Origin of the sequence: Streptomyces sp. NPDC006326, assembly GCF_040612915.1 — a bacterium.
In the GTDB taxonomy this organism is placed as follows: Bacteria; Actinomycetota; Actinomycetes; order Streptomycetales; family Streptomycetaceae; genus Streptomyces.
Map to the genome: position 1 here is coordinate 117,588 of NZ_JBEXRC010000009.1, position 12,047 is coordinate 129,634.

9 protein-coding genes and 2 pseudogenes are annotated in these 12,047 nt (G+C 71.3%); 1 reads left to right on the top strand and 10 read right to left on the bottom strand.

Translation table 11 applies throughout. The features are described 5' to 3' along the window. Positions 1-26: 26 nt before the first annotated feature. From ABZ128_RS10260 to ABZ128_RS10275, 4 genes and pseudogenes are all read right to left on the bottom strand, one after another. Positions 27-1,250 (bottom strand): beta-ketoacyl-[acyl-carrier-protein] synthase family protein, encoded by a 1,224-nt coding sequence (locus ABZ128_RS10260; protein WP_356847348.1) that lies wholly within the window; start codon positions 1,248-1,250, stop codon positions 27-29. Further along, on the bottom strand, positions 1,240-1,509 hold the full coding sequence (locus tag ABZ128_RS10265) for an acyl carrier protein (RefSeq protein WP_356847349.1): 270 nt from the start codon (positions 1,507-1,509) through the stop codon (positions 1,240-1,242). The genes ABZ128_RS10260 and ABZ128_RS10265 overlap by 11 nt, the downstream gene beginning before the upstream one ends. A gap of 508 nt (positions 1,510-2,017) precedes the next feature. Further along, positions 2,018-2,235: pseudogene (locus ABZ128_RS10270) on the bottom strand (transcriptional regulator); the annotation flags it as partial. A 38-nt stretch (positions 2,236-2,273) separates the two neighbouring features. Further along, a pseudogene (locus tag ABZ128_RS10275) lies at positions 2,274-2,466 on the bottom strand (site-specific integrase); the annotation flags it as partial. 79 nt (positions 2,467-2,545) lie between these two features. Between ABZ128_RS10275 and ABZ128_RS10280 the strand changes: the two are divergent. Beyond that, on the top strand, positions 2,546-3,187 hold the full coding sequence (locus ABZ128_RS10280; RefSeq protein WP_356847351.1) for a hypothetical protein: 642 nt from the start codon (positions 2,546-2,548) through the stop codon (positions 3,185-3,187). Between the two features lie 32 nt (positions 3,188-3,219). On the opposite strand, the gene ABZ128_RS10285 is transcribed toward ABZ128_RS10280, so the two are convergent. The 6 genes from ABZ128_RS10285 to ABZ128_RS10310 form a co-directional block, all read right to left on the bottom strand. After that, positions 3,220-4,815, bottom strand: a complete 1,596-nt coding sequence (locus ABZ128_RS10285) for an ISL3 family transposase (RefSeq protein ID WP_356847352.1) — start codon at positions 4,813-4,815, stop codon at positions 3,220-3,222. A gap of 504 nt (positions 4,816-5,319) precedes the next feature. Further along, a complete protein-coding gene (locus ABZ128_RS10290) occupies positions 5,320-6,708 on the bottom strand; it encodes a hypothetical protein (RefSeq protein WP_356847353.1) in 1,389 nt (462 codons plus the stop codon). 26 nt (positions 6,709-6,734) lie between these two features. Beyond that, on the bottom strand, positions 6,735-7,250 hold the full coding sequence (locus tag ABZ128_RS10295; RefSeq protein ID WP_356847354.1) for a hypothetical protein: 516 nt from the start codon (positions 7,248-7,250) through the stop codon (positions 6,735-6,737). Between the two features lie 31 nt (positions 7,251-7,281). Then, positions 7,282-8,964, bottom strand: a complete 1,683-nt coding sequence (locus tag ABZ128_RS10300) for a type IV secretory system conjugative DNA transfer family protein (RefSeq protein WP_356847355.1) — start codon at positions 8,962-8,964, stop codon at positions 7,282-7,284. Position 8,965: 1 nt separating this feature from the next. Further along, entirely contained in the window at positions 8,966-10,525 is a 1,560-nt protein-coding gene (locus ABZ128_RS10305) for a type VI secretion protein (protein WP_356847357.1), read from the bottom strand. 1 nt (position 10,526) lies between these two features. Then, complete coding sequence (locus ABZ128_RS10310) at positions 10,527-12,047, bottom strand: SCO6880 family protein (protein WP_356847359.1); 1,521 nt, start codon at positions 12,045-12,047, stop codon at positions 10,527-10,529.

Below are 12,047 nucleotides of genomic sequence, written 5' to 3' on the forward strand. Positions count from 1 at the left end.
ATCCGATCCGGATGCTTCGTCTCCCACTAGGAAGCCGTGAACAGCAGCACGGCGTTCTGGCCGCCGAAGCCGAAGGAGCAACTGATCCCCGCGTCGCCGCGCGTGGGGCGAGGACGTCCCGCGACGATGTCCAGCTTGTGGTCCCCGTCCTGGCCCTCGAAGTTCGCCACCGGCGGGACGGCCGCATGGCGCAGCGCGAGAACCGTGTACGCCGCCTGGATCGCCCCGGCCGCCCCCAGCGCGTGCCCGATCACGCCCTTGGACGCGGTGACCGGCGGCCCGTCGTCACCGAAGACGCGGACGAGGGCTCGTGCCTCGGCCGCGTCGTTCAGCGGCGTGGACGTGCCGTGCGCGTTGACGTGGCCCACGTTCCCCGCCTCGCACCCGGCATCGGCGAGAGCGGTGTGGATGGCGCGGACCGCCCCGTCGCCCTGCGGGTGCGGGGCGAGGGGATGGTGCGCGTCGGCGCCGGCACCGTAACCCCGCAGCAGCGCCAGGACGGGAGCCCGGCGGGCCCGAGCCGTGCGGACGCGTTCGAGGACGAGGATGCCGGCGCCCTCGCCCAGGACGAAGCCGTCACGTTGCGCGTCGAACGGCCGGCTGGCCAGGGCCGGTTCCGCCGCGCGCCGGGACAGCGCCCGCATCCGCGTAAAGCACGTGGCCGTCATGCGCGAGCAAGCCGACTCGCTGCCGCCCGCCAGGACGATGTCGCAGGTACCGGACCGCAGCAGGTCCCGGGCCACTCCGATCGCGGTGGCGCCCGACGCGCAGGCGCTGGCAGTGGTGAAGTTGGGGCCGCGCGCGCCCAGGTCGATGGCGACCTCGCCCGCGGCCATGCTCGGAACGCTGCGCGGGAGCGCGAGCGGCGAGACCCGCTCCGGCCGCCCGGCGCCGAGGTGGCCGAACTCGGTGGTGTACGTACTTAAGCTGTTCGATCCCACGCCCAATACGACACCGACTCGCTCCGCTTCCCAGGTACGACGATCGAGGCGCGCCTCCGCGACGGCCCGCCGGGCGGCGACGAGGGCGAACTGGATGAAGCGGTCCACGCGCCGCGCAGACGCCCGGCCGAGTTCCGTCTCGGCGTCGAAGTCGGTCACCCGGCAGGAGAAGTCGACGGGCAGTCCCGCCAGGCCGGGATCCGTCGAGGCCAGCGAACGCCCCCGGCACAGGGCCGCCCAGTTCGCCTCCACCGTATGCCCGGCCGGAGTCACCAGCCCCAGCCCGGTGACCGCGATCTCAGCGCGCATGCTCGAACGCCCGCGCCGCCTCGCCCAAGGTCGCAGACGGGCGCAGGTCCAGGGCGTCCTCGGGCAGGACGATTCCGTACTCCTCCTCCGCCGCCACCACCAACTCCATCAGCGCCAGCGAGTCCAGGCCGAGACTCTCGAACGTCGTCCTGCCGGAGAGCTCACCGGCATCCGCCTTTACGTTGAGGTGGCCGGTCAGCAGGGCCACCAACTCCTCGGGAAGGGCCGACTCCGCCGCGCGTTCCGCCGCCTGCCTCATGCCTGGGTCTCCTGTTTCCTCGCTGCGAGAGGCCCTGCGGCGCTGCCCGCGTTCATCCGTTCGTTAAGTCCACGCGCCACGGGAAGCCGGCGTCTCAAGCCACTCCACGTGCTGACCGAGCTGGTCCTGCGCCAGTCACCCGGCCGCACCCGGCCCGGTCGTCGACATCACGCCAAGCGCACGCAACAGCGACCCACCACGTACTCGCGGTGGACATCGAGATTGAAGATGCCGGCCGCCGCGATACCGCGCCGCCCGCGCCCCCGAAACCTGGGATCCCGACTCCGGGCACCCGAAAGCGACACATGACGTCAGTCAGGGCCACCAGGGCCTCGTCCGAGAAGGCCCGCGCCTCCCCCCTGCCCTGTCCTGCCTGATACCTGCGCGTCACTGTGTGAACGCCGACCGGGGCTGTAGGGAACGATGTGTCACTCGTTAGGGCAGTAGAGCGGTTCCAGCCGTGGCCCGCCCTCCATGACGCCGACCTGCTGGCCGCGCTGCCCTACCCGGCACTCAACCTTGTCCACACGCCTCGGACCTTGGCCATGCCCAGGGTGGGTCCAAGGCGGAAGCCCCCTGGCTGCGGCTTGCCGCTGGTCGCGTAGGGGAGGAAGTCCGGCGGGGAGATCCCCGCGCTCGGGTAGACGACGCAGTCGGACAGCACCGCGAGCGGGGACGGGCCGGTTGTGTCCGCCATGTTCGGAGCTTGCGGTGCATGTTGACCCGGACCATCAGGCGGGCCGCAGCCGCGAGGAAGGCGGTGTTCAGGTCGAGGCCGACCGCGTGGGGGAGGCCTTCGCCGAGCGGGCGCGAGGCACCAGCTGGGCTGCCGCTTCGGCGGCTGCCGGGTCGACCCCGGGGAGCAGGCTCGTGTACGTGTGCGTGTCCGAGGTCCGGTTGATCGTGGAGTGCCGGAGAGATCGGGTGGAGGTCACCGCCACCGCCGTAGGTGAGGGTGGGCTCTGTCTCAACTTCTGTGGAGCGGTGACGCTCAGTGCCGACGGGGGTGTCGGTAGGACGGTCGATAATGCCGGTCATGGCAGATCGCAGTCCGGTTCTCCGGATCACTACCTCGGCGGCGCGGCAGTCCCTGAACCCGCTCGGCCTCGCCCAGCGCGGGCGGTCGCGGCTGTGGATCGATGATCACGGGTGGTGGCTCGGTGTTGTGGAGTTCACCCCGCCACGTACTGCCGGCAGCGGTCTGCACGTCGGTGCGATGTGGCTGTGGCACGACGTGGACCACCTGGCCTTCCACGTGGACGCTGTCCGAGTCAGCCCCGAGCCGTTCCGCACCGAGGACCAGTTCACGCCGCTGGCACTCGAACTCAGCCGGCAGGCGGCTGCGAACGTGACCGCGCTCCGGGAGAAGTTCCCGGCTCTGCCAGACGTTGCCCGATACCTGACGTCCAGGCCGGTGCGGCGGGGATTCTTCTGGGACAGTTTCGACGCCGGGATCGCGGCCGCCCTGGTCGGGGATCCGGAAACGGCCCGCGATCAATTCGAGCGAGTCCTTCGAGAGGCCCCGCTGGCCCCGTGGATGGTCGAAGCCCAGGAGAAGGCACGTGAGCTTCACGCGATCGCGCCAGATCGCGACGCTGTGACTGCCTGGGTCACCCGGGCCGTCGACTCATGCCGGAGCAAGCTGGGCCTGGATCCTGTCGCGCTCGCGATCAGCTGAGTGGACCCACTCGTCGAGCAACAGAGCCACGGTCAGGCCAGCAGGACTCGCTTCCGCAGCAGGTCGAAGCCAGCCCGGCCGTACATCTGGCGCTTGATCATCTTGATCCGGTTGACGTGGCCCTCCACGACGCCGGAACTCCACGGCAATGTCAGGCCGGCGATGACGGCGGCGAGATCGCGTTCGAGGCCGTTGACAAAGGTGTGGAGGCTGGGCAGGTCGTCGGCGCGGACCGCCTTGATCCATTGCGGGAGCTGGTCACCCTGGAGCTGGGTGAGCATCTTCCCGAACGCGCGGACGTGCCCGGTGAGGGCATCCAGTTCGGGGCAGTCGGCGAGGACGGATTTAAGCTTCAGGCGCTCACTCTCCGGCAGGGTGTCGGGGTGAGTCAGGATCCAGCCGGTGACCGTGCGCGAGGACGGCGGACGGGCTGCAGGTGCGGTCGGGGACGTGCGGAACGGCTGGAGGTAGGCGCGGACGGCGCCGTAGCCGCCCGTGTAGCCGTACGTCTTGATCTCTTCCCAGAGGGTCCAGGCGTTCGTGCAGCCTTCGGCCCATCGCTCGTGCAGGTAGGGCTTGAAGTCGTCGAGCTTGGTCCTGCGATTCTGCCACTGCCCCTGGAACAGGTCTTCCGGCCTCGCGGCGTCGGCCAGCCGCTGGACGGTGCGGTAGGTCATGGCGAGCTGTCGCTGGATGGAGCGTCGGCTGTGGCCGGCGGCCAGCAGCGCGTGGACGATGGCGTGCTTTGCGCGGGTGCGGTCGGCGAACCGGTGCCCGGTGGGCCACGGCGACTCGCTCTCGGACGGTGCCGGAGCCGGAGACTTCTGCGGTTCCGATGCGGCGAAGGTCGCGCGGAGGCACGGACGGTGGCGGGAGACGCACCGCTCGGCCGCTTCGCCGAGGTTGCGCCAGAGGTGGAACCGGTCGGCGACCTGGACCGCGGTGGGCGCCCCGATGCTGGAGCCCTCGGCGAAGAACGGGGCACGGTCGCGGCAGACGACCTCGATCCCCGGGTGCTCGGCCAGCCAGGCCGCGACAGTGCTTGCCTCGCGATCCGGCAGGAGGTCCACCGGTCTGCGGGTCTCGACGTCGACCAGCACAGTCCCGTAGACACGGCCCTTGCGCATCGCGTACTCGTCGACGCCGACCACACGCAGGACCTGTGGCTGGGGTTCCGGGAGGGCATCGACCAGCCGTAGGAGCGTGTTCCGGCTGGTCCTCGCCCCGAAGACGTCGGCCAGCCGGGCACCGGCACGACCGGCCAGGGCGAGGCCGACCTCGGCCAGCACCGATCGCATTCGTTCGGTCCGTTGGCTGTACCGCCGGGTCAGGCCCGCGACCTGCTCGACGAACGTCCGCCGCCTGCAGGAGACGTCTTCGCACGTGAAGCGCCGGACACGAAGTCGCAGCACCACTCGCCGTCCCGCCACAGGGAGGTCAGCGGGAAACCGCAGGTAAGAGCCGTGCACCCGCCCGGACCAGCTTCCACAGCCGGGGCACCGAGCACCGGCCGTCCGGCATCTGACACCGACTCGGATCGCCTCGCCATCGTCCTGGACCGACTCCACCCTGATCCCCGGATCCGCCAGGAAGAGCAGCTCTTCCAGCCGGAGCAGTCCCTCGCCCACAGCTCAGAACCATCAGCCCGAACACGGTCGGCACCGTCAGTTTCCAGACGATCTCGCCGAGACCTACAGCAAGGCCGCCATTCACAGGGAGTAGTCACATCACAGAAGTTGGACCAGAGCCCGTTCTGGTGAACAAAGCCAAGTTGGCGCCGATCGTGAAGAGGGCAAGTCCTGCAAAGCCGAATCCTTCCGGCACGTCGGCCGCGAAGACGTTGATCATCATGGCGTGCCCGGCGGCTATGAGTGACGTCCCGGTCAGCAGGGCAGGCCTACGGCCGACTCAGTCGATGGTCATCGCGCACACGAATGCCGCCATGCCGCCGGGAGCTGGATGAGGCCGGGCAAATTGGCCAGCCGCCCGCCGAGTAGGGCGCCCATCCATCCTCCAGTCCCGTCCGCTGGCCGCCAGGTGGGCGACATGGGCGACTCGCGACGGAGCGGTTGGTTCCGACGTCGTTTGCTCCACTACCGGCAGGACTTCTCGCGCAGCCTCCACGAGGCTGGCTACTGGGTGTGCCGCCTGGCCTCACCCTGCGCCTGCCCTGGCGTCGGTGCGGCAACTGCCGGTGCCGCAGCGGCGGTCTTCGGGACCGGCCTGGCCGTGCCGGGTGGCAGTGTCACCGCGAGGCGGGCGGCGTGGTGGTCGGCTGCTTGGGCCAGGGCTTGCAGAGCCTGCAGATCTCCGGGAGCGAAGCGGCCCTGGGCGACCGCCGTGGTGGCGAGCGCCTGAGCGCGCTCGGCGACAGCGCCGTACGGGCCGACGACCGTGCCCGGGCCGGCGTCGTGCGGGGGCAGTTGTTGCCAGGCGTCCCGGAATGCGGTGACCCGGACGTGATCGGAGGCAGCGAGTTCCTGCCCCATTGGGCTGCTGATCCAAGTCTGGAAGTGGGCGCTGATCTCTGCCGCTGCCCGCGCGGCGTCCTCGCGGGTGGCGTACGCCGCCGGGCCCTTCGGTTCGACGAGTCGCTGCATGGGGGGCTCGGCGGCGGCCGGTTCTCGGACCGGTGCAGAGGCTGATACCGGGTGGACCTCGGCGACGGTGCTGTAGGTGAGGGTAGTGTCGGACAGCTTCAGCAGGGCGTCGGCAGCGGGGAGCTCGCCGGTTCCGGAGCGGAGGCGGTTCGCCAGTGCCGCCGCCTGGACCGAAATCGCCTCGCAGGCCCGGATGGACATGGTCCTCCAGAAGCCCTGGAACCGTACGTCCGCCCGAAGGTTGTCCCAGGCTGGGCCTGCCTTCTCCTTCATGACGTCCCACACATGGCGCAGGGCGCCGCGGACCGTCTGGATGCGCTGCCATTCCGGGTGGCTTTCGAGGCTCGTTGCGTGGGAGTCGGCGCCGGCCGCGGCGGTATCAACCGCTGCCACCGCCTCTGCCACCCTCGGGAGGGTGGGAGCCGGTTCCACCGGCGCCCATGTAGCTCTTGCTTCGGTTGCCGCCCGGGGCTTCTCTGTGCTCGACGCCTGCGCCGTCCGGTTCAGGACCGCCACATCCGCGCTTACGGCGCCCTGGACCTCTGCTGCGGGCACACCGGTGCAAATCTCGTCCCAGGCGGCCCAGACGTCCTCGTCCGGAGCGGCGCCGTGTGGGGCGGGCCTCGGCTGGACCGGGACGTCGCCCGGGAGGTCGGCATCGTGCCACAGCGGCATCGAGCCGCTTCCCGAGCGTTCGTGCTCGTCGGTGGCAGCGCCGGCCGTCGGATTCGTCGATGTGGCCATGGCGGGTACCTCCGTGGTGTCGTGCGCCGTCTGCCCTGTGGCGGTGGCTTCGAGGACGGCTTCGAGTACGGACTCGTCGAGGGGGTCGTGGATGGTCGGTGTCGGGGTCGCCTCCCGCCTGCGCTCCCGTTCTGGCTCCGACGCCGGTTCCGGGAGCGACGGCTTTACGAGGGCCATCTCGGCCTCCTTCATCTGAGACGCGGCTACAGCGGGGCGTTGAGCTCGGCTTCGCGGCGGTGGAGCTCGGCGGCCGCCGGGTGGGCCGCCGGGGCGGTCGTCGCGTCGGACAGCGTCAGGTACAGCTCGAAGTCCTCGGCGCCGCCGGCGGGCGGAGGGACGGCCATCGGGGGTTCCTGGTGGGTGCCGGTCGCGCAGGCGGCGAGCTGGAGGCGCGGGGTGAAGGCGTGAAGGGTGTTGATCCAGTCGGCTTCGGCGAGCTCACGGGCGGGCTCCTGCTCTGCGGCGTACGTGCGCATCCAGCCCGTGTAGAGGGCGGTGAGGTGCTCGACGACGGGGGAGTGGCGGTACCAGCAGTGGGTGATCGTGTTGTGGAGCTCGAAGGTCCTGCGCAGCCAGTCGACCCATGCGCCGAGCTCCCGCATGCGGATGCGCCGCTCGGCCGGTTCCATGGCCGCCCACACCCAGCGTTGGGGTTCGGGCGTCCGGGCGGGGCCCGGCGGCATCGGCCAGAGGTCGGCGGGGTTCATCGGGTCGGACACATGCACCTCCGTGCGGTCATGTCGTCGTCGGTCACTTCGTGGCGATGCCGGCCTTGGGGTCCAGGAGTTTCTTGAGGTCCTTGTCGCGGAAGGTGAGGCGCATCTTGACCTTGATCGGCGGCAGATTCGTGTACTGGGCGATGGCGGTGAAGTCGGGGAGCTGCTGGAGGGAGTGGACGGGGGCCAGGTCGGTCTCGATGGCCTGGGTGTTGGTGGAGTGTTCGCCGCGGGAGCGGCCGTGGCTCGTCTTCATGACCTCGGTGCGCCCGTAGAGGCCGGAGAAGTAGCGCAGGGTCTCCAGGTCGCCGCAGCCGGGCAGGAGCATGCGCAGGCCGGAGGCGGAGAGCACCGTGTTGGCCTTCTGGGTGCCGAGGGACTCCCGGAGCTGGGACAGGTCGTGCCAGACGGTCAGCAGGGTGATGCCCATGCCGCGGCCCGTGGTCAGGATGTTCGGCAGGCGGGGGTAGCGCAGCATGTTGCCGGCTTCGTCGACGAGGATCCCGACAGCGGGATCGATGGGCCGGCCGGAGGTGTTGTAGCGGGCCTCCGCCGCGTGGATGGCGCCGGCGATCAGGGAGCTGATCAGCGGTGCGAAGCGGTCGGCGTCGGCCTCGGAGGCGATGATGCAGATGGTGCCGCGGCGGTCGAGCCAGTCCTCGAAGGCGAAGTCGGAGCGCGCGCAGGTCTCGCGGACCTCCTCGTCGGCGAAGACGCGGGCCAGGACGTTGAGGCTGAACTGGATGGAGCCGACCCCGTCTTCGTGCAGGCGCAGCCAGGGGGAGGCGTAGTCGTCGGCGACCTCGGTGTAGCCGTGGGCGAGGAGGACGGCGCGGACGTGGTCGACGGCGTCCTTGCCGAGGGTGATCCAGCGGCGCATGTCGCCGATGCCGCCGCCGGAGAGCTGGGCGGCCAGCAGGATGCCCTTCAGCACGCTCTTGGCCTGGGCGACCCACGGAGCTCCGCGCTTGTCGTCGCCGGAGGGGGAGGCCTCGGCCAGCCAGGCGGCCATGCGGTCCGCGGCCTTGGCGTCGGTGCAGTACGCGACCGGCGACCAGTGGTCCGTGGCGGGGCCGGGGATACCGGCCGGGGCGATGACCCAGACCGGGCCGACGGCGCGGCGGCGGGCGTAGATGACGTCCAGGTCGGCGGCCTTGGTGGTGGTCACGACCAGGGGGCCTTGCCACTCGGCGGCGTTGGGCAGGACCAGACCGGTGGTCTTCGAGGAGCCCGGGACGCCGAAGACGGTGGCCGAGATGTTGGGCTGGGCGGCCACGACGTCCTTCGTCCTCAGGCCGCGCCCCGCGGTGATGCGGTTGATCCGCTTCATGGGGTCGTTCGCCGCAGACATCTTCCGCTCGACCCTCGCGCCGCCCCACTGGGCGCCGCCCGCCTTCCCTCCGAAGGACACCAGGGTGGCGACCTTGACGATGACGGCGCCGAGTGCGAGCACGAGCGTGGCGGTCAGCCCGTAGAACAGCCAGGAGGGCGGGGCGGGATGGTAGACGGAGCCGGGCCCCTTGACGAGCGCCGACATGACGGTGACGGGAACGCTGTCGGCGCTGCGGACCCAGCCGTTGCCGGACAGCAGGCCTGCGAGCGGCCCCGCCAGGAGGACGGATCCGCCGACCGTGACGACTAGGCCGGCGCCGTAGGCGGCGAGCAGGGTGTTGTCGTCCAGCCCGCCCGCGGCCGGTCCGGAACGGCGCTCGGACACGTCAGATCACCATCTTCTCGTCGGTCTCGAAAAGCCGCTCCTCGGTACGGGACAGCATCAGCTGGACGGCATGGGAGCCACCGCCCCGGCCGACCTTCCACAGGGCCCGGCCGCGCTGGCCGGCGCCCCAGGAGCCGATGAGGTTGCATTCGGAGTCGGTGAGTCCGATGGCCTCGCGGGTGATCTGCAGGGGGCGCGTGTCCTGGGCCAGCTGGATACGGGTCTCACAGGAGGCGATGAGGTCCCGGGCGATGGCTACGGCCTCGGAGCCTGCCGCGCCGACGGATTCGAAGTCGGAGAGGCGGTGGGTGGCCAGGACCTGGATGGTGCCGGTCGCCCGGGACAGGCGCAGGTCGGCGTCGATCTTCTTGACCATGGTGGCGCCGCCGGAGCGCATCTGCCGCCACAGCTCGTCGCGTACGACGATCCACGGCCGCTGGCCAGGCTGGTCGATGGCCGACTGGGCCCAGGTCGAGACGCAGGACAGCACCATGGCGACGGTCTCGTCCCCGTACTCCTGGAGGGCGGAGATGTCGACGGACTGGATCGGGGCGTCCCAGTCGAGGTCGATGGAGGTCGCCTCGTCGAAAAGGCCGCCGAGATGGCCGGTGACCATGCCGCCGAGCGCTGAGCGGATGGAGGCCATCTGCTCCCGCGCCCGCTGGACTTCGCCGTCGCGGATGCGCAGCTCGCGGGCCATGGCATCGGTGGGATCGCGCAGCCGGTCGTAGACGAGGGGAAGGGTCGGCACGGCGAAGCGGGTGGTACCGGTGCCGTGGAGCTCACCGGTGACCTCGCGTACGGCCACGTCGAGGGCTTCCTCCTCCTGCGGCAGCAGGGTGCGCCGGAGCTGGAGTTCGAGGAGGGCCTTGAGGAGGGTGAGGCGGCGCCGGTGGATCTCGGTGAGGCGGGACTTGAGCTCGGCGGGGTCCTTGATGAGTTCCAGGCCGGCGCCGAGCGGGCCCGCGTCCAGGGGGTTGAGGCGGCCGGGCAGGCCGGGGCCGAGGCGTACGGGTTCGACGCCGAGGTGACGGCACAGGGCCTGGTACTCGCCTTTGACGTCACCTGCGATCAGCGTGCGGTGGCCGAACGCCATCAGCCGCAGGGACAAGGCCTTGACGTGCGCGGACTTACCCGAGCCCGGGATGCCGGTGATCATGACGTTGGGGTTGGTGCACAGCCCCTCCTTCACCCAGACCGCCGGGTGGGCGCTGAAGGCCTCCGTGGTCAGCACGTTGCGGCCGATGTACGCGCCGATCGGCGGCAGGCTCGCGGCGTGCAGGAAGGGGTACAGGCCGGCGGCGTTCGCGGTGTCCGCGCGCACCACCTCGGTACGCGGCGTGGCGGCGGCCCGGCCTGCGAAGGGCTGGCTCCAGCCCTTCCTGGGGGCGACGCGCATCGAGGTGGCCGGGTCCTCCAGGAGGCGGGCGCGGCGCCGTTCGCGGGCGGTCCGCTGTGGCGGGAGCGGTACGGGCGGGCGGTCGGCGACGCCGGCGGCCTCGTCGATACCGATGGCTTCGAGGAGGGTGTCCCCGGCCGGGCGGCGGGAGAAGAGGCCCATCTCAGAACCCCATCCGTCGGTCGGGCAGGCCCTGTCCGAGCGGCAGGGCGCCGGTGGCGAAGCCGGTGTCCTGGGCGCCCCACATGCGGCGCACCTCCAGCCCGGAGGCGGCGGCGTCGGCCTGGAGTTCGGCGCAGGCCGTCTCCAGCTCGTCCAGCTCGGTGACGGTGACCGTGAGGACGGCCGTCATCCGCATGACGCCCTGGCCGGAGGCGCGGGCGGCGTCCTGCTGCCGGGCGATGGCCTCCTCGCGGCGCTCGTCCTCGCTCTCGTCGCGGCCGGACTTGGCGCGCAGGTGGCGGGCGGAGCTGCGCTTGGCCTTGTCGCGGGCCAGTTCCTGGCGGGCGCGGCGAGGTCCGATCGGTTCGTAGAGCAGGCTCATCGCCCGGCGGGCGTTCTGCCGCGGGCGCAGCAGGGGCTGGAGGATCGTCGCGTACACCTCGGCCTGCGGCCAGGTGCGGACCTGGTACGACACCGACCAGGCGCCGTCGTGCCGGTAGACGCCCCATGCTGTCTCGGTGGCGGCGGGACCGGCGAGGTCCGGGTCGACGCCGGGCGGTGTGCCGGTCCAGTCGGGGGCCTGCGCGGCCGCGTTGCGGGTGGCGAGGGCCTGCTGCGCCTCGGGGTCGTAGGCGGTCCGTACGGTCTGGGCCACCTTGCGGGGTGAAAGCCACTCGACGACCTGAAGGCTGGCGGTGGACAGGCCCTGACCCATCGCATGCAGCTCGCGTACGAGTACGGCCGCGGCACCGACCTGCCCGCCGCCAGCGCCCTTGATGGCGAGGCGGGCACGGGCGGCGGAAAGCGTCACCGTCAGGTACGTCTCGCGCGCCGCCGCGGCCGGGCCGGCGCCGTCCATCAACTCGGTCAGCGCGGTCACGGCGGCGGCCGGTGCGTCCGCGGTGACGTGGCGGGCGGTCCAGGAGGCCAGGGCGGCGCCATCGTCGGGCAGGCACCTCTGGTGCACGGCGATCCGTACGACGGGGGAGTCCTCGGTGCAGTAGCCGCGCAGAAACTGCGCCCAGGCGGCGACGCGGGCGGTCTGCTTGTCGGTGTCGACGAGGGCGAGCCCGGGGAAGGTGATGCGTGCGACGGCGCTGTAGGTGCCGGCCACGGGGTCGTGGACGACGCCGAGCTGGCCGCCGAGCCCGTCCGGGGCGTCGAGGATCCGCAGGCGGGCCAGCACGCCGGGCAGGTCCATGGGCTGACGGCCGGTGGCCGCGGAGCGCGGGGCGAAGGCGCCGGAGAAGAAGAGGTTGCGTCGGGTAGCCACGGAGATCTGGTGCCTTACTGCGAGAGAGATCCATTCGTCGGCGCTGAGACCCATGACCCGCCCGAAGGCAAGGCCGAGGAGGAGCAGCGCGAGCGGTACGCACACGAACGCGGCCTGCCAGCCGACGTTGAACGGCAGGAGCGCGAGCAGGGAAGCGGCGGCGACCATCGCGAAGCCGGGCCCGGACAGCCGGCCCATGAAGCCGGTCGTCTCGGACTGCCAGCCGCCGTAGGAAACGGGCTGGGACAT

What these genes read in the sequence shown, in the direction of transcription:
- ABZ128_RS10290 (WP_356847353.1), bottom strand. Translation starts at nt 6,708, where the DNA reads ATGGCCCTCGTAAAGCCGTCGCTCCCGGAACCGGCGTCGGAGCCAGAA.
- ABZ128_RS10305 (WP_356847357.1), bottom strand. Translation starts at nt 10,525, where the DNA reads ATGGGCCTCTTCTCCCGCCGCCCGGCCGGGGACACCCTCCTCGAAGCC.
- ABZ128_RS10310 (WP_356847359.1), bottom strand. Translation starts at nt 12,047, where the DNA reads ATGTCCCAGCCCGTTTCCTACGGCGGCTGGCAGTCCGAGACGACCGGC.
- ABZ128_RS10280 (WP_356847351.1), top strand. Translation starts at nt 2,546, where the DNA reads ATGGCAGATCGCAGTCCGGTTCTCCGGATCACTACCTCGGCGGCGCGG.
- ABZ128_RS10265 (WP_356847349.1), bottom strand. Translation starts at nt 1,509, where the DNA reads ATGAGGCAGGCGGCGGAACGCGCGGCGGAGTCGGCCCTTCCCGAGGAG.
- ABZ128_RS10260 (WP_356847348.1), bottom strand. Translation starts at nt 1,250, where the DNA reads ATGCGCGCTGAGATCGCGGTCACCGGGCTGGGGCTGGTGACTCCGGCC.